This window comes from Pseudoduganella lurida (assembly GCF_007830455.1).
GTDB lineage: Bacteria > Pseudomonadota > Gammaproteobacteria > Burkholderiales > Burkholderiaceae_D > Rugamonas > Rugamonas lurida.
On the sequence record NZ_VLLB01000012.1, the window covers coordinates 1 to 20564 of the forward strand.

18 protein-coding genes are annotated in these 20564 nt (G+C 66.1%); 8 read left to right on the forward strand and 10 right to left on the reverse strand.

The genetic code is table 11. The features are described from left to right. From IP91_RS23485 to IP91_RS23510, 6 genes are all read right to left on the reverse strand, one after another. On the reverse strand, positions 1-500 hold a 500-nt coding region (locus IP91_RS23485), incomplete at its 3' end, for a TonB-dependent receptor plug domain-containing protein (RefSeq protein WP_158643195.1). Positions 501-685: 185 nt separating this feature from the next. Further along, the gene (locus tag IP91_RS23490) at positions 686-1186 is read right to left on the reverse strand and encodes a RidA family protein (RefSeq protein WP_145652585.1); all 501 of its coding nucleotides are present in this window, start codon (positions 1184-1186) and stop codon (positions 686-688) included. A 40-nt stretch (positions 1187-1226) separates the two neighbouring features. Next, positions 1227-1625: a c-type cytochrome gene (locus IP91_RS23495; protein WP_145652587.1), complete on the reverse strand. Its 399-nt coding sequence runs from the start codon at positions 1623-1625 to the stop codon at positions 1227-1229. After that, positions 1622-3196, reverse strand: coding sequence for a flavin monoamine oxidase family protein (locus IP91_RS23500; RefSeq protein ID WP_229474897.1), 1575 nt, complete (start codon positions 3194-3196; stop codon positions 1622-1624). The genes IP91_RS23495 and IP91_RS23500 overlap by 4 nt, the downstream gene beginning before the upstream one ends. A gap of 341 nt (positions 3197-3537) precedes the next feature. Then, the gene (locus IP91_RS23505) at positions 3538-5340 is read right to left on the reverse strand and encodes a TnsB C-terminal domain-containing protein (protein ID WP_145652591.1); all 1803 of its coding nucleotides are present in this window, start codon (positions 5338-5340) and stop codon (positions 3538-3540) included. A gap of 274 nt (positions 5341-5614) precedes the next feature. Beyond that, a complete protein-coding gene (locus IP91_RS23510) occupies positions 5615-7867 on the reverse strand; it encodes a DEAD/DEAH box helicase (RefSeq protein WP_145652593.1) in 2253 nt (750 codons plus the stop codon). A gap of 163 nt (positions 7868-8030) precedes the next feature. Here IP91_RS23510 and IP91_RS23515 point away from each other — a divergent pair, with 163 nt between their 5' ends. The 3 genes from IP91_RS23515 to IP91_RS23525 all read left to right on the forward strand — a co-directional run bounded on the left by IP91_RS23515 (position 8031) and on the right by IP91_RS23525 (position 10305). Continuing rightward, positions 8031-9026 carry an alpha/beta fold hydrolase gene (locus IP91_RS23515; protein WP_145652595.1) on the forward strand — a complete coding sequence of 332 codons (996 nt, stop codon included), beginning with the start codon at positions 8031-8033 and terminating at the stop codon, positions 9024-9026. A 117-nt stretch (positions 9027-9143) separates the two neighbouring features. After that, positions 9144-9857, forward strand: coding sequence for a dienelactone hydrolase family protein (locus tag IP91_RS23520; protein WP_145652597.1), 714 nt, complete (start codon positions 9144-9146; stop codon positions 9855-9857). Positions 9858-9861: 4 nt separating this feature from the next. Continuing rightward, positions 9862-10305, forward strand: a complete 444-nt coding sequence (locus IP91_RS23525) for a thioesterase family protein (RefSeq protein WP_145652599.1) — start codon at positions 9862-9864, stop codon at positions 10303-10305. Between the two features lie 76 nt (positions 10306-10381). Here IP91_RS23525 and IP91_RS23530 read toward each other — a convergent pair whose 3' ends face one another. Continuing rightward, positions 10382-10888, reverse strand: a complete 507-nt coding sequence (locus IP91_RS23530) for a DUF3016 domain-containing protein (protein ID WP_145652601.1) — start codon at positions 10886-10888, stop codon at positions 10382-10384. A 131-nt stretch (positions 10889-11019) separates the two neighbouring features. On the opposite strand from IP91_RS23530, the gene IP91_RS23535 reads away from it, so the two are divergent. The 3 genes from IP91_RS23535 to IP91_RS23545 all read left to right on the forward strand — a co-directional run bounded on the left by IP91_RS23535 (position 11020) and on the right by IP91_RS23545 (position 15584). Then, entirely contained in the window at positions 11020-13002 is a 1983-nt protein-coding gene (locus IP91_RS23535; RefSeq protein WP_145652603.1) for a PhoX family protein, read from the forward strand. A gap of 227 nt (positions 13003-13229) precedes the next feature. Beyond that, positions 13230-13979, forward strand: a complete 750-nt coding sequence (locus IP91_RS23540; protein ID WP_145652605.1) for a DNA-formamidopyrimidine glycosylase family protein — start codon at positions 13230-13232, stop codon at positions 13977-13979. A gap of 105 nt (positions 13980-14084) precedes the next feature. After that, positions 14085-15584, forward strand: coding sequence for a response regulator (locus IP91_RS23545; protein ID WP_145652607.1), 1500 nt, complete (start codon positions 14085-14087; stop codon positions 15582-15584). A gap of 133 nt (positions 15585-15717) precedes the next feature. Here IP91_RS23545 and IP91_RS23550 read toward each other — a convergent pair whose 3' ends face one another. After that, complete coding sequence (locus IP91_RS23550) at positions 15718-17172, reverse strand: sensor histidine kinase (protein WP_145652609.1); 1455 nt, start codon at positions 17170-17172, stop codon at positions 15718-15720. Positions 17173-17290: 118 nt separating this feature from the next. Then, positions 17291-17881, reverse strand: a complete 591-nt coding sequence (locus IP91_RS23555; protein ID WP_229474899.1) for a hypothetical protein — start codon at positions 17879-17881, stop codon at positions 17291-17293. 147 nt (positions 17882-18028) lie between these two features. On the opposite strand from IP91_RS23555, the gene IP91_RS23560 reads away from it, so the two are divergent. Together IP91_RS23560 and IP91_RS23565 are read left to right on the forward strand one after the other, a co-directional pair. After that, positions 18029-19105 carry a porin gene (locus tag IP91_RS23560; RefSeq protein ID WP_145652611.1) on the forward strand — a complete coding sequence of 359 codons (1077 nt, stop codon included), beginning with the start codon at positions 18029-18031 and terminating at the stop codon, positions 19103-19105. A gap of 113 nt (positions 19106-19218) precedes the next feature. Beyond that, positions 19219-19626 carry a hypothetical protein gene (locus tag IP91_RS23565; RefSeq protein ID WP_145652613.1) on the forward strand — a complete coding sequence of 136 codons (408 nt, stop codon included), beginning with the start codon at positions 19219-19221 and terminating at the stop codon, positions 19624-19626. A 96-nt stretch (positions 19627-19722) separates the two neighbouring features. Here IP91_RS23565 and queC read toward each other — a convergent pair whose 3' ends face one another. Beyond that, positions 19723-20502, reverse strand: a complete 780-nt coding sequence (queC, locus tag IP91_RS23570) for a 7-cyano-7-deazaguanine synthase QueC (RefSeq protein WP_145652615.1) — start codon at positions 20500-20502, stop codon at positions 19723-19725. Positions 20503-20564 lie beyond the last annotated feature (62 nt).

Sequence of the window (20564 nt, forward strand, 5' to 3'; positions counted from 1 at the left end):
CCATCCTGCAGCACCTCGATATGGTCGATCGCCGCGACGGGAATGTAGTTCAGGTCGGCCGCTGCGCCGCCCTGGTACGGGCCACCCAGCACGGCCAGGTTGGCGGTGCCGTGGCGGCGCTTGCCGTTCACCAGCACCAGCGTGTTGTTCGGCGACAGGCCGCGCAGGCGCGCCGACAAGGTGAGGTTGGCCGTGTCGCCGCCGAAGGCCTGGGCGGTGAACGACGGGATGTTCTGGGCGATCGCCTGGATCAGGTCCGGCTGGCCGGTGCGCTGCAGCGAACCGGCATCGATCACCTGGATCGGCGACGCGCTGTTTTCGGCTTTCAGGCCGCTGGCGCGGGTACCGGTGACGATCACGGCGCCAACGGAGACGGGGGCGCCGGCGGCACCCGCCACTTCCGCCTGGGGTTCCCCTTCGGGCGCGGGGTTGGCGGAGAGGGCGAGTCCGGTGTGCAGCAGCATCGCGGCGGCGCCGGATGTGATGATGGCCTTGTGCATTGCGTGATCCCTTTTCTTGTAATGGACGAAAATCGGCAGCTGACAGCAACAACGACTACGACTACAAAAGCTCGGTACGGCAAAACACGGTGCTCGGTAAAACAGACGGCAACAGCCTCCCCCGCCGGCACCGGAGTGCCAGCGTTCCTCATGGGGTGATTGCCGTCTCTACGGCGGAGAAATCCCTATTTTTTGGCTGCCACGACCTCGATCTCGACCAGCCAGCCCGTCGAGTTCAGGCCGGCCACCTGCATCACGGCGCGCGCCGGCAGGTTCGGCTGCGAACCGCCGAAGAACTGCGTGTACGCTTCCATGAAGCCCTTGGTGTCGGCGCGGCCGCCCTTCGACGGGTCGCCGACCAGGAAGACCTGCATCTTCACCACGTCGCCCATCGTCAGGTTCATCGATTTCAGGATGTCGTCGATCTTCTTCAGCACGCCCATCGTCTGCGTCTTCGTGTCGCCGAAGGCGGCCAGCGAATCCGGTGCGGCGGCCTTGTCGACCACCGGCGGCACCTGGCCGCTGATGAAGTGGATGGTGGCGTTCGGCGGCAGCGTGACGGCCTGCGCGATCGGGAAGTCCGAGCCCGGGATCTTGTGGCGGATGATGTCCTGGGCGTTGACGGCGGTGGTGGTGATGCAGGCGGCGGTGGCGAGCAGCAGTGCGGCGGCGATCTGTTGTTTCATCGGGATTCCCTTGTCTGAGATTGCATCGAGCTGGTTGGATTCAGTGTTTGTTGGCCATCTGGCCGGCCGTGAACTTCTCGGCCTGCACCTCGGTGCGCACCGCGGCGACCTGCTGTTCCGTCAGCGCGCCCGCCTTGTTGCCCCAGGCGCCCCGCACATAGGTCAGCACGGCGGCGATATCGGCATCGTTCAGGCTTTGCGAGAAGTCCGGCATGCCGCCGCGGCCCTTCAGCAGCACGGTGGCCGGATCCTTTTCCGGACCCTGCACGAACTTGTTGCCGGCCAGTGCGGGAAACGCGCCCGGAATGCCCTTGCCGGTCGCCATGTGGCAGGCCGCGCAGTTCTTCTGGAAGACCGCCTTGCCATCGGCTTCGGCGGCATGCACCGGTGCGAGGACGAAGGCAGCCAGCGCGGCCAGTACGGAAAACACCTTCGTCATGCCATCGCCCTTTCGTGGATGCGTGCCAGCTGCTGCCACGCCGATTCGATCGCGCCGGCCTGCCAGCCCGTCAGGTAGGACAGGTGTTCGCCGGCCAGCAGCACGCGCCCTTCGCCTTCCAGCAGCAGCGGGTAGGCATTCTTGCGGCTGTCGTCGGTCCATTCGGCCCAGCCGCCCAGGTTGTACTGCACGCGGTGCCAGGCCACCGAGAAGGCGCTGTCGAAGGACTCGCGGTACTGCGGGAAGATCTTCTCGCCGGCGGCGATCGCGAATTCGGCGCGTTCGGCGGGCGACATGCCGGACACTTCGATGGCCGCCGTCTGGTAGTTGTAGTAACCCAGGATGACGCCCTTCTTGCCCTGCCAGTTCCAGGACGGCAGCGAGATCGTGTTGATGCCCTTCTGGTCCGTGATCACGTGGCCGCCGTAGATATGGTCGTCCTCTTCCCAGAAGCGGCGCTTCATCTGCAGGCCGATCTTGCCGACCGGCGCATACGACACGGCCTTGATGGCGTCCTTGAACTTGTCGGAGAAATCGGTATCGATCATGCGCAGCACGGACAGCGGCAGCGCGCACAGGCAGTAGTCGGCCGTGACGGTGCCGGCCTTGCCGGTGACGGTGTCCTTGTACGCGACCGTCACGTTCTTCTCGCCATGGCGAATCGATTCGACGGCCGAGTTGTAGCGGATCTGGCGGCCCACGCGCTTCTCGAAGCCCTTCGCGATCTGGTCCATGCCGCCGACCGGCTGGAACATCGTGGCCTGCATCGGGAAGTCGTGCACCGCGCTGTACACCTTTCCCACGCCGGACTGCAGCAGTTCGGACAGGCCGAGCGGATCGGAGGGCTTGCCCGGGCCGGGATTGAGGCCGGCGCCCGGATACACGGCGAAGCCGCGGCCGGTGCGGCCCTTGTAGGCCAGGTTCTCTTCCAGGTGGCCTTCGTGCTTCAGGTATTCCAGCAGCGCGCGCTGGTCGTCGGCGCTCAGTTCCTTGTCCAGCAGGTGGTTCTGCACCGTTTTCGCCAGCAGCTCGTCGACGTGGCCGCGCAGGTCGGACTTGATCTCCTTGGCGCGCAGGCGCTTCTTGGCCAGCGGACCGCCGGCGTTTTCCAGGTAGACGTAGGCATGGTCGTTATCGTTGACCATGATCTCGAGAGGCACCTCGAATTCCCGCGTGTAGTGCAGCGTGGACTGGTGGTGCAGCGGAATGCGCCACGGTCCGTGGTTGATGAACTGGCCCTTGTCGAACGCGCAGCGCTGCGTTTCGCCGCCCAGCTCCGTCAGCTCGAACCCCTTGCGCGCCGTCTGGCAGCGCCCGCCGGCGAAGCCGCGCGCTTCCAGCACCTGCACCTTGTAACCCAGCTTGCCCAGTTCATAGGCTGCCGTCATGCCGGCCAGGCCCGCGCCCAGGATGACGACCGTCTTGCCCTTGCCACTGCCGCTCAGCACCGGCGGTCCGGACATCGTCGACGCGATGCCCATGCCCCAGGCACTCATCGCGTTCAGCAGCAATCCGGTGCCACCCACTGCGGCGGCGCGATACAGAAAATCGCGCCGTGTGACCGATTTCAACAATTCCCGTTCCATCGATGCCCCTTCTCTGGTGAAAATCTGCCCTGCTTCCTGATCGCTATAAAAGCAATCGCTGTGCCACACGGCGCCTGGAAAGCACTGTTTTTGCGGGATCGAATTAAGTCGCTTCGGCTGCAGCCGATTCGCGGACCTTTGCAGAAAGCCTGATGGCACAAGGCCTCCTGCCGGACGGACTTTGTTTGCGCGGACCGCGACCGCCAAAGTCCGTTCCCCTTCGTGCACCGCACCAGAGCGATGCAGAGCACAAAAAAAAGGCGCGCCGGGCGGCGCGCCGAAAAGTCACAGCGAAGGAAAACGGTAAGGAATCGGTAATCAGCCGGTCAGCCGACGAAGCCGGCGACGATCCGTTCGAAACTGGCGTACGGGGTAGCCGGGACGCGCTGGCGCGCCGGTTCCTGGCGGGGGAACGGGCCCAGGGGGCTGAGCGCCGGACCGCCCTGCTGCACGGGGTGACAGGCGTGGTAGCGCATCGGCGCGGCGGGATCGGGCAGGTAGATGCAGCCCGGTTCGGCCGTGTCGCAGGCCACCCGCACCACCCAGCGGCCACGCTGGCGGGCGCGCTCGAACCAGCGCTCGTCGACCGCCTTGGCACAGCTGTAGTACGTGCCGTTCAGGCAGATGCCTTCCGCCGTCACGAGGGCTTCCTGCACCGGCAGCAGCGCGCAGCGCACCAGTTCCTCGCCGAACTGCTTGAGCGCCGCACCGCGTTCGCGCACGCCCCAGTCCCACAGCTGCAGCGGCGCCGGGCCGTTGCCGTCACCTTGCAGGTTGTGTTCGATGACGGCATCGATCACCAGGCGCGTGAACTGGTTCAGGTCCAGCGCACCATCGAGTGCGCCCAGCGTATCGGAACGTGCCGGCGCATCCGTGCGCAGCAGGCCGAAGCGCCGTTCCAGCGCGGCGCGGGCCGGCACATCGCCCGTCATGCCGACCGCGCTGCGGATGCCGAAGTTGTTCAGCAGTCCGGCCGCGCCGTCGCCATCGGCACCTGCCAGCGTGTGCGGCAGCAGCAGCAGTTCGGGCAGGTGGCGGCATGGCCAGTCCTGCGCCGCGATCGTGCGGCCGTGGCGCCCCGCATATCGGGTCTTGTCGGCCGCGCAATGGGCCAGCGCCATCAGGGCCTGCTGCGCACCCGGTGCTTCGGTACCGACGTGGAAGCCGGTGACCATGCCGGAGAAGACGTCGCTGACCAGATACAGCACGGGCCGGCCGGCCAGCAGCGTGCGGTCGTCCTGCGCCAGCAGCTGCACGTCGGCGCGCACGGCGGCCACGTGGAAGGCGGCGCCGGGACGGCCTTCCGGCACCACCGTCGCATGGGGCGGCAGCGGCAGCGGGCGTTCGGCGGGACGCAGGAACGGGCGCAGGAACTGGCCCTGGTCGAGCCAGTAGCTGAACTGGCCGAAGCTGGGCACCGCATCGTCCGCACCGTTGCGGCGCACCACGTGCCAGGTGTCGCCGGCCACGCTGCGGGTGCCGAAGAAGTCGCGCAGCATCGAGTCATACGCGCCGCGGCGGGAGAAGCGCGTGCCCGTGTAGGTGGCGGCCGCCACGCGGAAGATGCGGCGCATCGGTTCGTCGACATTCACGCCCTGCGGCGCGCCTTCGCGGCGCGGCCGGCCGCGCTTCACGCCGGCCGTCGAGGCGCGGGTCTTGCCGCGGGCGCCGCTGTTCGAGTAGTCCGGCAGCAGCGCGTTCGGGGTCTGCCCGCGCTGCCAGTAGCGGCGCAGGTAGCGGTAGATGGTGGGATGCGAAACGCCATTGCGGGCGGTGTAGTCGGCGATCAGCTGGCCGCGGCGGCGTGCCTCGTAGATGGCCGGCTCGGCGGCCGTCAGCTCGGCAACGATGGCCCAGGCGCGGTCGCGCAGTGCCAGGTGGCCGGGCTTCACGGCCTGCTGGTCCGTCACCACCAGCCACGGATCGTCCTGCAGCTGGCGCGCGCGGCCGGCAGCCACGTCGGCTTCCAGCTGCGCCAGCCGCGCGGACTCCACGTCGCAGCCCTTGCCGTCCATGTCGAACATATAGGCCATCGTGCGGGCCGGATCGATCCACAGGATCCGCACCGTGCGGCGCTGTTTCGCGTTGTCCGTCGCGTCGTATTGGAGTAAATCGTTTCGCAGTAACATCCGCCCTCCCGTGTGGAGCGTAAATAAGGGAGGAGATGCAAGTTCCGGGCCACCCTTTCGGGAAGCCGCCTTCAGAGGGAGAACGGCGGCTGCCGGGAGAAAGATGGCATTGAAAGCATTAACGTGGTGCACGAAAGGCACCGTAGCCGTGCAGCAAGCCCGTCTGCCGCGGACAACAATCGGGGACAGCCACCTATTTTCTGGCAACACGCGTGTTGCTCGAAAATAGGTGGCTGTCCCCGATGTCAGCGGAGGTGACGCCTTGCGGGGTCGATCAGCGCTTGGCCTTCGGCTTGCCCTTGGCGGCGCCCGGCGCCGGCTTGGGCGGCGTGTGCTTGCCCGATTGCGGCGGCATCGCGTCGGCCAGGCTCAGTTTCAGCTGCTTGCCGCCAACCCACACCTTGCCCAGGTGCTTGAAGATCTCGTCCGGCATCCCGGCCGGCATTTCCAGCAGCGAGTGGTCCTCGAAGATCTCGATGCGGCCGATGTAGCGCGCTTCGAGGCCGCTCTCGTTGGCGATGGCGCCCACGATGTTCGATGGCGTGGCTTCCTGCTGGGTGCCCACCTCGATGCGGTAGGCGCGCATCGGCAGCACTTCCTTGCCGGGCTTTTCCTTTTTCTTCTTGCGCGGCGCCTCGTCCTCGTCCACCGCGGCACTGACGATGGCATCGAGGTTCTTGCGTGGCGCCGGTGCGGGCGCTGGCGCCGCAGAAGGAGATGCAGGAGCAGAAGCAGCGGAAGGCGCAGCAGGGGCCGGGGCGCGGGCCGGTGCCGGGGCACGCGGTGCGGCCGGTGCCGAAGCGCCGGCGGCGCCTTCGCGCTTGATCTGCATCGGTCGGCCCGCCACGCGCACGCCGCCCAGCGTGGCCAGCACTTCGGCCGTCAGGTCGCCCGGCATGTCCAGCACCGTGTAGTCGTCGAAGATCTCGATGCGGCCGATGAACTTCGAATCGATGCCGCCCTCGTTGGCGATGGCGCCCACGATATTGCCCGGCTTGACGCCATCCTCGTAGCCCACCTCGATGCGGTAGGTGGCCATGCCCGGTTCCGGTTCACGGGCCACGCGTTCCTTGCGCGGCGGACGTTCGCGGTCCTGGCGGTCCGGCCGGTCCGGGCGCTCGAAGCGTTCGGCGCGCTCGCGCGGCGCACGTTCTTCCCGGGCCGGGCGGGATGGCGCGCTGCCCTCCTCGTGCCAGCCCTTCTCGGCCTTCTTGTCGAGCAGGAGCGGCGAGTTCCCGCGTGCCATCAGGGCCAGCGCGGCGGCGATGTCCGCGGCCGGCACATCGTGCTCCCGTTCGTACTCTTCCACCAGGCCGCGGAACTGGTCCAGGCCGCCGGCGGCCAGCGTTTCCGTGATCTGGTCCTTGAACCTGGCGATGCGCACGTCGTTCACGGCCTGCAGCGTGGGCAGTTCCATCTGCTTGATCGGCTGGCGCGTGGCCCGCTCGATGGCCTTGAGCAGCGTGCGCTCGCGCGGCGTGATGAACAGGATCGCTTCGCCGCTGCGGCCGGCGCGGCCGGTGCGGCCGATGCGGTGCGTGTAGCTTTCCGCGTCATACGGCACGTCGTAGTTGATCACGTGGCTGATGCGGTCCACGTCCAGGCCGCGGGCCGCCACGTCGGTGGCCACCAGGATGTCGATCTTGCCTTCCTTGAGCTGCGAGATCGTGCGCTCGCGGGCTGCCTGCTGCATGTCGCCGTTGATGGCGGCGGCCGAGAAGCCCCGTGCCTGCAGGCGCTCCGACAGCTCTTCCGTACCGATCTTGGTGCGGCTGAAGATGATCATGCCGTCGAACGGCTCCGCTTCCAGGATGCGGGTCAGCGCATCGAGCTTGTGCATGCCGGAGACGAACCAGTAGCGCTGCTGGATGTTTTCCGAGGTCGTGGTCTTCGCGGCCACCGTCACTTCGGCCGGATCGCGCAGGTAGGTGTTGGCGATGCGGCGCACGGCCGACGGCATCGTGGCCGAGAACAGCGCCGTCTGGCGGCTGGCCGGCGTCTCCTTCAGGATGCGCTCCACGTCGTCGATGAAGCCCATGCGCAGCATTTCATCGGCTTCGTCCAGCACCAGCGTCTTCAGCTTCGACAGGTCCAGCGAACCTTTATCGAGGTGATCGATCACGCGGCCCGGCGTGCCGACCACGACGTGCACGCCGCGGCGCAGCGCCGACAGCTGCGGGCCGTAGCTCTGGCCGCCGTAGATCGGCAGCACGTGAAAGCCGGGGATGTGGGTGGCGTAGCGCTGGAAGGCTTCGGCCACCTGGATCGCCAGCTCGCGGGTCGGCGCCAGCACCAGCGCCTGCGGCGTGGTCTGGCGGATGTCGATACGGGACAGCACCGGCAGCGCGAAGGCGGCGGTCTTGCCGGTACCCGTCTGCGCGGTGCCCAGCACGTCGCGGTTGGCCAGCAGGTGGGGAATGGTCTGCGCCTGGATCGGCGAAGGCTGTTCGTACCCGACCTCGCTCAACACCTTGAGCAGTGGAGCAGAGAGGTCCAGGTCGGAAAACAGGGAAGGTGTAGCAGTCATGGCGGCACTCGCGATAAGTTATTGTTCGAATCGCCCAATGCGACAGGAAAGGCGCTAGTTTACCTTGTCCGGGCGGCGGCCGCGACACAGATCGCCCGAGGCGTCCGTCACATTGACGCAATTTCATCTATATTCGGCGCTTTCCATCCCAGCAGGAGCCTCCATGTCCCGACTGCCGATCGCCGCTTCGGTCCTCTCCCTGCTGCTGGCCGGCAGCGCCGCGGCGGCCACCTACGGCCCGGAACTGCAGGGTTTCCCCTATCCGCATCCGCAGCAGCACTTCCGCTTCGACTCGCAGGGCCAGGCGCTGCAGATGGCCTACATGGACGTGCCGGCCGCCGGCCAGGCCAACGGCCGGGTGGCGGTGCTCATGCATGGCAAGAACTTCTGCGGCGCCACCTGGGAAGCCACCATCACGGCCCTGACGAAGGCCGGCTACCGGGTCATCGCGCCCGACCAGATCGGCTTCTGCGCGTCCACCAAGCCGGCCCACTACCAGTACAGCTTCCAGCAGCTGGCCGCCAACACGCTGGCGCTGCTGAAGAAGGCCGGCGTGGACAAGGTGGTGCTGGTGGGCCATTCGACGGGCGGCATGCTGGCCACCCGGTTCGCGCTGATGTATCCGCAGGCCGTGTCGCACCTGGTGATGGTGAACCCGATCGGCCTGGAGGACTGGCAGCAGCTGGGCGTGCCCTGGCGCAGCGTGGATGCGTGGTACGAGCGCGAGCTGAAGCTGAGCGCGGACAGCGTGCGCAGTTATGAAAAGAGCACCTATTACGTGAACCGCTGGAAGCCGGAATACGAGAAATGGGTGGACATGCTGGCCGGCCTGAACGCCGGTCCCGGCCACCGGGTGGTCGCCTGGAATTCGGCGCTTCTCTACGACATGATCTACACGCAGCCCGTGGTGCACGAGTTCCCGCAGCTGAAGGTGCCCGTCACCCTGATGATCGGTGATGCGGATACGACGGCGATCGGCAGCGACATCGCCCCGCCGGACGTGAAAGCCAAGGTCGGCAACTACAAGGTGCTGGGCAAGGCGGCCGTCCAGCGCATCCCGCAGGGCAAGCTGGTGGAATTCCCCGGCCTGGGCCACGCGCCGCAGATCGAGGACCCGGCCGGCTTCCACAAGGCGCTGCTGCAGGCGCTGGGGCAGTAGCCGTTTGCCAGCCATGCCAACCGCCGCACTGGTGGCAGCAGGCCGGCGAGGTTCGTTTTATACTGGTCCGCCCGGCCACCGCAGCGTCGCCGGATCCAACTTGAATCGGAGAACAGATTGACTCAGACCGCAAACCAGAATCAACCGCAGGGCCAGTGGATCGACATCCAGGGCGATGACGGCACCTTCCAGGCCTACCAGGCACTGCCACGCGGCGGCAAGGGCCCCGGCATCGTGCTGATCCAGGAAATCTTCGGCGTCAACGCGCACATCCGCAGCGTGGCCGACCAGTACGCGGCCGACGGCTACGTGGTGCTGGCACCGGACCTGTTCTGGCGCGAAGGCGCCCACATCGAACTGGGCTACGACGAGGCGGACTGGCACAAGGCAGTCGCGCTGAAGGGCGCCTCGTCGAACGACAAGGCGGTGGCGGACATCGCCGCCACCATCAAGGTGCTGCGCGGCCTGGATGGCGTGTCGAAAGTGGCGTCGATCGGTTACTGCTGGGGCGGCCTGCTGTCGTACCTGACGGCGGCCAGCGGCGGCGTGGACACGGCCGTGGCCTACTACGGCGGCGGCATCCAGAACGAACTGGACAAGGCCGACAAGGTCACTGTGCCGCTGCTGATGCATTTCGGCGGCAAGGACAGCCACATTCCGCAGGACGCCGTGAAGAGCATCGCCGAGCGCCTGGACCGCGAGAACGTGGAAATCCACGTCTACCCGGAAGCGGAACACGGCTTCAACTGCTCGCACCGCGCCAGCTACCACCAGCGCTCGGCCGCCGAGGCGCGCGGCAACACGCTGGTGTTCCTGGCCGAGACGCTGTAAGGCCATGGCCAGGCTGAAGCTGTCGTTCCCGGACGACCAGTTCCTCTACTCGACGCAGATGGCGGTGCGCGTCACCGACATCAATGCCGGCAACCACCTCGGCAACGATTCGATGATCTCGATGATCTCCGAGGCCCGCGCCCGCTTCCTGTACGAATACGGCGTGCGCGAAGCGGAAGGCGATGGGCACGGCATCATCGTCACGGACCTGGCCACGACTTATCGCGCGGAGGCCCATGCACACGACCAGCTGCTGTTCGAGGTGGGCGTGATGGACTTCAACAAGTACGGCGGCGACATGATCTTCCGCGTCACCCGCCCCGCCGACAACACGCTGGTGGCGATGGCGAAATACGGCTTCGTGTTCTTCAACTACCGGCTGAAGGAAGTGGTGCCGATGCCGGACGATTTCCGGGGCAAGTTCCCGCAGGTGAACTGGCTGGATTGAAAAATGGGGACAGACCCCATTTTTATGGAAATATTGCCGCGAAAATGGGGTCTGTCCCCATTTTCGCGGCAATATTTTATTTACTGCTTACTTGCCCGCCGGTGATCGCCGTCTTGAACCAGTCATCGATCATCTGCTTCTCGTAGCGCATCGGATCGCTCGAGGTATAGCGATTGATCCGCTGCTGGTACATCATGTTCTTCAGCGAATCCTTCCCGCTGCGCAGCACCTGGCCGTTCTGCTCCAGCGTATAGGTCAGGTCGATGCGGGGCCAGTCGGCGCCGCCGCGCATGATGCGCACATCGTCCGTCGACCAGCGCCGCGGTTCGGCCCAGCCGGCCAGGTCGATATCGCTGATCGTCACCTTCAGGTCCTGCCCCGCCGGCAAGTCGTTGCCCAGCTTCGTGAAGTGGTCGCGCACCTCTTTCAGCACCCGGTCGCGCTCGTGCGGGGAGCGCGGCAGGTCGATGAATTTTTCCGGATCCGTGTAGTCGACGGTCACGCCGGCGATCGCGCCGCCGGCTGCGGCCAGCAGCGCCGCTGCCAGCCAGAGTCGAGCCTTCCGCTTGGTGTTCCGCTGCATGGTCGTTCTCCTTGATTGAGCCTTTCACTATACGCCCACCTGTAACGGCGAACGTTTCCGCTGTCACGATGTTGTAACAAGCCGCAACTAACATGCTGGCATCTTTCACAACAACCCAGAAGATGCCCCCCATGTCCGAGTACACCGATCCTTCCCGCCGCCGCCTGTTGAAGTTCCTTTCGGGTACCCCCCTGCTGCCGCTGGCCGGTGGCAGCGCCACCGCCGCCCTGCTGGCGGCCTGCGGCGGCGACAATGACAGCGGATCGTCCATCACCATTCCCCCGGCGCCGGCCCCAGCCACGCTGAGCTCGATTTCCTTCTCGCCGATGGCCGCGCCCACGCTGGCCCAGGCTTCGCAGATGGCCACCACCTCGGTCGCCTCGTCGATGGTCGCCAGCTACAGCGACACCAGCAAGACCACCTACGCACTGAAGTACGAGACCTTCTTCATCACGGGCGCGATGGTGCCGAACGGGAGCGGCGGCACGATCCTGGCCGGCGGCTACTACGACATCAACAACAAGCCGATCCTGGACAAGACGGATGCCAACGCGCGCCAGTTCTTCTCCGACTGCCCGGACGGCAGCTCGCTGCTGAAGCTGGCCGCACCGACCGTCCCCAACATCAAGGGCAACACCGTGTTCGCCGTGGTGCAGTTCGAATACGCCACCCGCAACGTGAAGGGCGACTCGATGTACGGCATGCTGCCGTCGCCGATCGCGATCCTCACGCTGGACCAGGACAAGACCACCGGCGCCCTCACCCTGGTGAAATACCACAACGTGGACACCAGCCCGGCCAACGGCCTGTGGATCACCTGCGGCGCCAGCCGTTCGCCGTGGAACACCCACCTGTCGTCCGAGGAATACGAGCCGGATGCCACGACGATCGCATCGAACACGCAGTTCCAGAACTTCTCGCTGAACCTGTACGGCGACAGCAAGAAGGCCAATCCCTACCACTACGGCCACCTGCCGGAAATCACCGTCAATGCGGACGGCACGGGTTCCTGCAAGAAGCACTACTGCCTGGGCCGCATCTCGCACGAGCTGGTGCAGGTGATGCCGGACGAGCGCACCGTGCTGATGGGCGACGATGCCACCAACGGCGGCCTGTTCATGTTCGTCGCCGACAAGGCGCAGGACCTGTCCGCCGGCACGCTGTTCGTCGCCAAGTGGGCGCAGAAGACCACCGACAACGGCGGCTCCGCGGACCTCACCTGGATCCGCCTGGGCCACGCCACCAGCGCCGAGATCAAGGCGCTGGCCGACAGGATCACCTCGTCCACCCAGATCATGACGGTGGCCACCACCGATCCGGCCGATCCGTCGTTCACGAAGATCCCGTTCAGCGGCAAGCCGAACTGGGTCAAGGTCGTGCCGGGCATGGAGCTGGCCGCCACGTTCCTGGAAACCCACCGCTACGCCGCGCTGAAGGGCGGCAGCCTGGGCTTCACGAAGCTGGAAGGCACCACCGTCAACGCCAAGGACAAGATCGCCTACTGCGCGATCGCCTCGATCGGCGCGCAGATGAAGGACGGTTCGGGCGGCATCGCCATCAAGGGCCCGTCGGCCGGCGCCGTGTACGCGCTGAACCTGAAGGGCGGCCAGAAGGACACGACCGGCACCGCCATCAACAGCGAATGGGTGCCGGTGGACATGGGCGCCGTGCCGGCCCTGGTCGCCGAAGACCTGGCCACGCCGGACGCGCTGGGCAACACCGCCAGCGCCGACAAGGTCGCCAACCCGGACAACATCAAGTTCTCGGAAAAGCTGCGCACGCTGTTCGTGGGCGAGGACTCCAGCACCCACGTCAACAACTTCCTGTGGGCGTACAACGTCGACACGAAGGTGCTGGCGCGCGTGCTGTCCAACCCGGCGGGCGCCGAATCGACCGGCCTGCACGCGGTGGACGACATCAACGGCTTCGCCTACATCATGAGCAACTTCCAGCACCCGGGCGACTGGGAAGTGACGCGCGACGCCGCCGGCAACATCACGGGCGGCCTGCACAAGAACGTGGTGGCGACGCTCGATCCGCTGATCCGCGCCAACTACCGCGACCGCTATGGCGCCGCCGTCGGCTACCTGACGGGCATGCCTACCCTCTCCTGACGGAGAACTCCAGGGTCCTGATGCGTCCGTTGCTCGCGGCCGCTGATCCTTTGCCGCACGGGGTGCAAGCCCTGTGCGGTTTTTTTGTTGTAAAAAAGAGTTGCCAAAAAATGGGGACAGTCCCCGTTTTTTGGAAACTTTTCTGGTGCGCATATGTGCGTCCACGCACCGCTCGGCCGCGACCGCTTCGGCACACTGGCCACCTCGTCATCCCCGCGGAGCCCGGCATGCCCGAAGGACCTTCCCTCGTCATCCTGAAAGAACTGGCCAGGCCCTACGAGGGCCGCACGATCGCTGCCGCGCACGGCAACGCCAAGACGCTGGCGTTCGACGAACTGGTGGGCCAGCCGATCCTGTCGGTGCGCACCTGGGGCAAGCATTTCCTGATCGAGCTGCCGCTCTACAGTATCCGCATCCACTTCCTGATGTTCGGCAGCTATCGCATCGACGAGCGCAAGGACGGCAGTCCCGAGCGGCTCGGCCTGGCGTTCGAGGAAGGCGGCGAGCTCAATTTCTACACCTGCGCCATGAAGCTCGTCGAAGGCGAGCTGGATGAAGCCTACGACTGGCAGGCCGACGTGATAGCCGACGCCTGGAAGCCGGCCGCCGCGCTGAAGAAGCTGCGCGCCAAGCCCGATGAACTGGTGTGCGACGCCCTGCTCGACCAGACCATCTTTTCCGGCGTGGGCAACATCATCAAGAACGAGGTGCTGTTCCGGCTGAGGATCCATCCACTGTCCCGGGTCGGCGACCTGCCGGCGACCAAGCTGCGCGAACTGGTGAAGCAGGCGCGCGTCTACAGCTTCGAATTCCTCGAGTGGAAGAAAGCGTTCGTGCTGAAACAGCACTGGCTGGCGCACACGAAGCGCATCTGCCCGCGCTGCAACATCGCCTTCCACAAGGCCCACCTGGGCAAGACGCAGCGCCGCACCTTCTGGTGCGAGCGTTGCCAGAAGCGCTACGGGCCAGTGTTGTAAAGCTGCTGTAACACTCATTGCTTGTTGTTAAGCAGCAATACTACGAATACAATCGGAAAAATTCGAGCCGCCCAGCGCGGCCGTCCTTTTTTCCGGAAGTCGCCCATGTCCTTTCTGTCTTCAGCCTCGCCCAAGCTGCCGCCCTGGAAAATCCTGCTGGTGGACGACGAGCCCGATATCCATGACATCACCAAGCTCACGCTGACCCGCTTCCGTCTCGACGGCCGCGGCCTGACCTTCCTGCATGCCTACAGCGGCCGCGAAGCGAAGGAGGTGCTGACGCGCGAGAAGGACATCGCGCTGGTGTTCCTCGACGTGGTGATGGAACGCGAGGACAGCGGCCTGGAAGTGGCACGCTGGATGCGGCAGGACCTGGACAACCAGTTCACCCGCATCGTGCTGCGCACCGGCCAGCCGGGCCAGGCGCCCGAGGAACGCGTGATCGTCGACTACGACATCAACGACTACAAGGAAAAGACGGAGCTCGACCGCACCAAGCTGTTCACGACCACGTTCGCGGCCCTGCGCGCCTACCGCGACATCATGAAGGTGGAAGATGCGCGCCGCCAGCAGGTGCACTACCGCGAAGGCCTGGAACGGGTGATCGCGGCCTCCACTCACATCTTCAAGCAGCGCAACCTGAAGGACTTCGCCAACGGCCTGCTGATGCAGGTGGTGGCCTTGCTGCGCCTGGAGCAGAGCATGCTGCTGCGGCTGCGCGGCGCCACCGCGTACGGCGACGCCGGCGATTTCGAAGTGCTGGCGCAGATCGGCGAAGGACCGCTGCTGACGCCGGACCTCGTCACCCAGCTGCGCGTGGCGCAGAGCAACCGCATCTCGAAGCTGGAAGGCGACACCTACGTCGGCTACTTCCCGAACAACAGCGGCAAGGCATCGCTGCTGGTGCTGAAAGGCGTGGAGGAGATTTCCGAGATCGATACGCAACTGCTGGAGATCTTCTGCAGCGGCGTGGCCATCGCCTTCGACAATATCCTGCTGAACCAGGAGATCACCGACACGCAGGCCGAACTGATCCTGCGCCTGGGCGACGTGGTGGAATCGCGCTCCTACGAGGCGGGCAACCACGTGCGCCGCATGGCCGAGGTATGCCAGGTGCTGGCGAAGGCCTCCGGCATGCCGGACGATGAAGTGGCAGTGCTAAAGCACGCCGCGCCGATGCACGACATCGGCAAGATCGCCACGCCGGACGCCGTGCTGCTCAAACCCGGCAAGCTCGATCCGGACGAGTGGGAAATCATGAAGCAGCACCCGGCCGTGGGCCTGTCGATCCTGGACGGCTCGCAGCGCCCGATCCTGAAGGCCGCCGCCGTGATCGCCCACCAGCACCACGAGAAATATGACGGCAGCGGCTATCCGCAAGGGCTGAAGGGCGAGGACATCCACCTGTACGCCCGCATCGTGGCCGTGGCCGACGTGTTTGACGCCCTGATGCACAAGCGCTGCTACAAGGAAGCCTGGCCCGTCGAACGCGTCACCGACTACCTGCGCGAAGTGGCCGGCAAGCACCTCGACCCCCGCTATGTCGAGCTGCTGATCGCCAACATCGACGAAGCCCTTGCCATCAACGCGCGGCTGCCCGACTAGCCCTCTATGGCTGGGCCCGTGTCAACTTCGGTGGTGGAGCAGGGGTTTCGCGAAATATATTTCGCGCCTGCGAAACGGTGCAGCCATGCAGGGCTGCACTCCTTCCAGTCCCCCTATTGAAGCTTTTTTCTAATCAGCCGCGCTTGCGCTGGTTGCGCGGGAACCGCAGCTGGTAGTGGAGCCCCATGCCGGGTGCGCTGGTGACGTTGATGGCGCCGGCCAGCGGGCCGGTGGCGAGGTTGTACAGGATGTGCGCGCCGAGGCCCGAGCCGCCGCTGCCCCGCTTCGTCGTGAAGAACGGATCGAACAGCTGCGCCAGCGTGTGCGGATCCATGCCGGCGCCGTCGTCGCTGTAATCGAACAGCACTTCTTCACCCTCGGCACGGCACTTGATGCGGATGGTGCCCGCCTGGTCCTCGCCGAAGCCGTGCACCAGCGAGTTCTCCACCATGTTCGTGACGATCTGCGACACCGCGCCCGGGAAGCTGTCCAGGTGGATGTCCGGCGGGCAGTCCACCTCCACCTTCACCGGCTTGCCCTTCAGCTTCGGCTGCAGCGACAGCAGCACCTCGGCCAGGTACTTCGCCAGATTGAAGTGGCGCACGTTCTCCGACGACTGGTCCACCGCCACCTGCTTGAAGCTGCGCACCAGGGCCGCCGCGCGCTGCGTGTTGGTGGTCATGATGCGCAGCGACTGGTCGATGGTGTCGAAGAAGCCGTTCAGGCCCTCTTCATCCAGCTCGCCGGCCGCCAGTTCTTCCTTCGTGAGCTTCAGCTCCTGCACCAGGTGCGAGGTGGCCGTGACGCAGATGCCCAGCGGCGTATTGATCTCGTGTGCCACGCCCGCCACCAGCCGGCCCAGCGACGCCAGCTTCTCCTGCCGCACCAGTTCCGACTGCGCCTGCTGCAAACGCGTGAGCGCGCTGGCCAGCGCCGCGTTCTGTTCTTCCAGCGAGGCCTTGGCCTTGCCGATCGCTTCCTCGGCGCGGCGCCGCTCCGCCACCTCGTGCTCGAGGCGCAGCGTGCGTTCGCTGACGGCCCGCTCCAGCCGGTCCATGCTCTGCAGGCCCTGCAGCGCGGACGACACGTGGTTGGCGATCAGCGCGAACAGCGCCTGGTCCTCGCCGCTGTAGGTATGTTCGCTGTCGTAGCTCTGGATGACGATGGCGCCCAGCGTCTGGTGGTTCTGGTCCTGCAGCGGGGAGCCCATCCAGTGCTCGGCGACGGTGCCGACGCCGTAGGAGGCGACCTGGCGGCGTGACAGGTGCTCGGCCGCCGTCATCACCAGCCGCTGGCCGTTCAGGATCACCCACGCGGTCGGCGATTCGTCCGGCGAGGCCAGCGTGATCACCTCGCCCGGATCGGGCGGCAGGTCGGCCTCGTCGACGAAGTACACGAAGCGCACCGCATTGGTGGGGCCATCGCGGTCGTTCAGCGCCACATAGAAGTTCGCCGCGTACATGATGCGGCCCAGCGCCGCGTGCACGGCGCGCAGGAACTGCACGATGTCCGTGCAGCTGGTCGACAGCTGGCCGATCTCCAGCAGCATGGACTGGACGGCTTCGAGGCGGCGCAGGCGATCTTCCATCGGACTCCCTGAATGACTGCTCACATAATTATGAAAATGCATTCGGGAAATATAACAGGCGCACCGCGCCGCGGCCAGAGCCGGCGCGCCGAAACAACAGTCCTGCCAGTGACCCGGTTCAGCGGGGCTTCCGGTAGCCGCCCTCGATCCACTCCATGGCGCTCGCTTGCGACAGCTTGAAATCGGGCCGCACGCGCACCGAAGCGAGTTCGCTGCCGTATTCCTCGGTGGCGGTCAGGGTGGCGTAGGGATCGTCTTCATCCGGCGTGATCACCAGCTTCACGTTGACGGCCGTGCCATCCTCGAGCGTGATGCGCACGGACTTGTGCAGGCGCGCATGCAGCTGCTGCTCGTGGCGGCGGATCACTTCGTTGGCCGTCTTCACCAGCGTGTGGAAGGCGGGCGTGTCGAGCGGCTTCGGGTTCTTCTTGTCGCGGCCCATCGTCCAGGGACCGACCAGCGCCGGCTCCGGCTCGCCATCCATGATCATCGCCACGGCCCAGCCATCGTCATCGTCGTTCTTGATGACGCGGGCCGTCCAGCCCTGGCCCTGCCAGACGCGGTCTTCCTGGATCAGTGCAGGCTCGTCGTCTTCGGGCACGTCGTCTTCGGGTTCGGCCGGGGTTGCAGCAGGTTCGGAGGCAACGGCACCGGTGCCTCCGTGGGCCGCGGCGCCGTGCGTGGGCGCCTCGTCGGCTGCGCGTTCCATTTGCTCGATCAGATCCACCACGTACGTCCTCCTCGAATACTGTATATAAAACCAGTACTATAGCAGCGAACCCGCGCAATGGGAACCGTGTTCGCCCCTACCGATGGGGGATGCCCCGATCAGACCGCCGCCGGGACAATCGAAGGCATGAAAAAACCACTCCTGCAGCTAGTTCTGTTCCTGGCCTGCGGTGCCGCCGGCGCCCAGCCGGTGCAGATCTACGGGCGCCTGAACGTGTCGTTCGAAGCGTTGCGCGCCGCCGGCGTGCATGCCGAACGGCTCTCCAACAACCGCTCCGTGCTGGGCTTCCGTGGCAGCGAGGACCTGGGCGACGGCATGAAGGCCGTGTTCCAGATCGAAGGCACGCTGTCGCCCGACACCGGTGCCGGCTCGCTGGCCCAGCGCGACACCCGGGTCGGCATCGAAGGGCCCTGGGGCACGCTGTTCGCGGGCCACTGGATCACGGCCTACAACAGCGCCACCTCCAGCCTCGATCCGTTCTACCCCACGACGGCCGGCTACATGAACATCCTCGCCAACGGCGCAGCAGCCAGCACGGACAATGTATCGGACGTAGCCTCGTTCGACCGCCGCCAGGCCAACAGCGTGCACTGGTGGTCGCCCCGCTGGCGCGGCTGGTCGCTGCGGCTGACGCACGGGCTGGCGGAGGAACGCCCGGCCGGCGGCGCGCATCCCTCGCTGCTGTCGCTGGCGCTGGTGCACGACGCCGGCCCCTGGTACGCGGTGCTTGCCCACGAACGCCACCACGAATACCACGGCGCGGGCACGGCGGACACGGGAACGAAAGCGGCACTGGCCTATACCTTCGGCACGGCACGCACCACGCGGCTGGCGCTGATCGGCGAACGGCTGGCGTACGAGCTGCCCGGCAGCCGGCTGGCGCGCAATGCGGCCTATCTGTCATTAAGTCACCAGGCCGGGCCCCATGGCCTGCGCGCCAGCCTCGGCAAGGCCTTCGATGGCAGCGGCGCGGGCAGCGTGGGCTTCGTGAAGGGTGGCGACGCGACCGGCGCCTTGAGCGCAACGCTCGGCTACGACTACACGCTGTCGCCACGCACCAGCGTGTATGCCTACCACTCGCGCCTGCACAACGGCGCCAATGCCGCCTACGACTTCCCGATCAACGGCGCGGCCGCCCTGGCCGGGTCCCTGCAAGGCGCACATCTGGCCGCCACGGCGTTCGGCCTGCGCCACAATTTCTGAGCGATTTCACCGTTCATGCCGCGAAAGCGGCGGTCTGTCGCTTCGGCGGCACTGGCGCAAGATGGCGCGGGTACAGTTCGATCATTGCGAAAGCCCACATACCTGGAGCCATCATGAAGAAACTGCTTGCCGTCACCGTCATCGTCCTGCTGTGCATCGCCGCGTCGAACCTGCTGGACGCCTCGTTCCATCCCGCCTGGGACAACGACTGGCAGATGTACATGGGTGGGGAGGAAATCGACGGCCCGTTCGGCTTCCTGATGGGTGCCCTGATGGCCGGCGGCGGGCTGCTGATCGCCGCCGTGGTGCTGGTCTGCGTGGCCGCCTTCATCGGCGTGCTGTTTGCCGGTCTGGGCATCATGGCCGTGGCGGGCTTCGCGATCCTCGCTGCCCTGCTGGTGGTGGCGCTCGGTGCGGCACTGTCGCCGCTGCTGGTGCCGGTGGCGCTGGTGGTCGGCCTCTGCTGGTTTTTCAATCGCCGCAACAAGCGCCGCGCCACCGTGAAGGAAGCCGCGGTGTAAAGGATGCCCGCAGCCCGGGGGTCTGGCCGTCACCGCCGTTGGCGTGGCCCCCGGTCACCGACGTTTCCTGGGGCCTGTCCCAGCCTTGCACCGGTGTCAGGCACCTGCTGCTGCACCGGGTGCGCCACCAGCCGTGGCACCAGCGGCGCCATCAGCTGCAACCGCGGTCGCCGCCTTCTTCGCCACATAATTCCGGTAGCCCCGCGCCCGCAGCGCACAGGCCGGACACTCCCCGCAGCCATACCCCCAGTCATGCAAGGCGCCCCGCTCGCCCTTGTAGCAGGTATGCGTGTCGGCGCGGATCAGGTCCACCAGTGCCTGGCCGCCCAGGGTCTCGGCCAGCTCCCACGTCTCGGCCTTGTCCAGCCACATGAGCGGTGTTTCCAGCTTGTTGCGGGTATCCATGCCCAGGTTCAGGGCCACCTGCAGCGCCTTCATCGTGTCGTCGCGGCAGTCCGGGTAGCCGGAGAAGTCCGTCTCGCACATGCCGCCCACCAGCACGTTCAGGCCGCGGCGGTAGGCCAGCGTGGCCGCCACCGTCATGAACATCAGGTTGCGTCCCGGGACGAAGGTGTTCGGCAGGCCGTTGGCCTGCATGGTGATCTCGATATCCTCCGTCATGGCCGTGTGCGACAGCTGGGAGATCAGGCCCAGGTCGATCATGTGGTCCTCGCCCAGCTTCGCGGCCCAGTCGGGCCGCTGCGCGCGCAGCCTGGCCAGCAGCTGCGGCCGCATCGTCAGCTCGATCGCATGGCGCTGGCCGTAATCGAAACCGATGGTTTCCACCCGTTCATAACGGTCGAGTGCCCAGGCCAGGCAGGTGGTGGAATCCTGTCCACCGGAGAACAGCACCAGGGCCGCATCGCTTTTCATCATTGCCGTCTTTCCAAAAAAATCCGTGATTCCCACTGTAACCCCCGGTAGTGGTATCCGTACGC

Coding starts and splice junctions, on each gene's coding strand:
- IP91_RS23490 (WP_145652585.1), bottom strand. CDS start 1,186: ATGAAACAACAGATCGCCGCCGCACTGCTGCTCGCCACCGCCGCCTGC.
- IP91_RS23495 (WP_145652587.1), bottom strand. CDS start 1,625: ATGACGAAGGTGTTTTCCGTACTGGCCGCGCTGGCTGCCTTCGTCCTC.
- IP91_RS23505 (WP_145652591.1), bottom strand. CDS start 5,340: ATGTTACTGCGAAACGATTTACTCCAATACGACGCGACGGACAACGCG.
- IP91_RS23510 (WP_145652593.1), bottom strand. CDS start 7,867: ATGACTGCTACACCTTCCCTGTTTTCCGACCTGGACCTCTCTGCTCCA.
- IP91_RS23515 (WP_145652595.1), top strand. CDS start 8,031: ATGTCCCGACTGCCGATCGCCGCTTCGGTCCTCTCCCTGCTGCTGGCC.
- IP91_RS23525 (WP_145652599.1), top strand. CDS start 9,862: ATGGCCAGGCTGAAGCTGTCGTTCCCGGACGACCAGTTCCTCTACTCG.
- IP91_RS23530 (WP_145652601.1), bottom strand. CDS start 10,888: ATGCAGCGGAACACCAAGCGGAAGGCTCGACTCTGGCTGGCAGCGGCG.
- IP91_RS23535 (WP_145652603.1), top strand. CDS start 11,020: ATGTCCGAGTACACCGATCCTTCCCGCCGCCGCCTGTTGAAGTTCCTT.
- IP91_RS23540 (WP_145652605.1), top strand. CDS start 13,230: ATGCCCGAAGGACCTTCCCTCGTCATCCTGAAAGAACTGGCCAGGCCC.
- IP91_RS23545 (WP_145652607.1), top strand. CDS start 14,085: ATGTCCTTTCTGTCTTCAGCCTCGCCCAAGCTGCCGCCCTGGAAAATC.
- IP91_RS23550 (WP_145652609.1), bottom strand. CDS start 17,172: ATGGAAGATCGCCTGCGCCGCCTCGAAGCCGTCCAGTCCATGCTGCTG.
- IP91_RS23555 (WP_229474899.1), bottom strand. CDS start 17,881: ATGGAACGCGCAGCCGACGAGGCGCCCACGCACGGCGCCGCGGCCCAC.
- IP91_RS23560 (WP_145652611.1), top strand. CDS start 18,029: ATGAAAAAACCACTCCTGCAGCTAGTTCTGTTCCTGGCCTGCGGTGCC.
- IP91_RS23565 (WP_145652613.1), top strand. CDS start 19,219: ATGAAGAAACTGCTTGCCGTCACCGTCATCGTCCTGCTGTGCATCGCC.
- queC (WP_145652615.1), bottom strand. CDS start 20,502: ATGATGAAAAGCGATGCGGCCCTGGTGCTGTTCTCCGGTGGACAGGAT.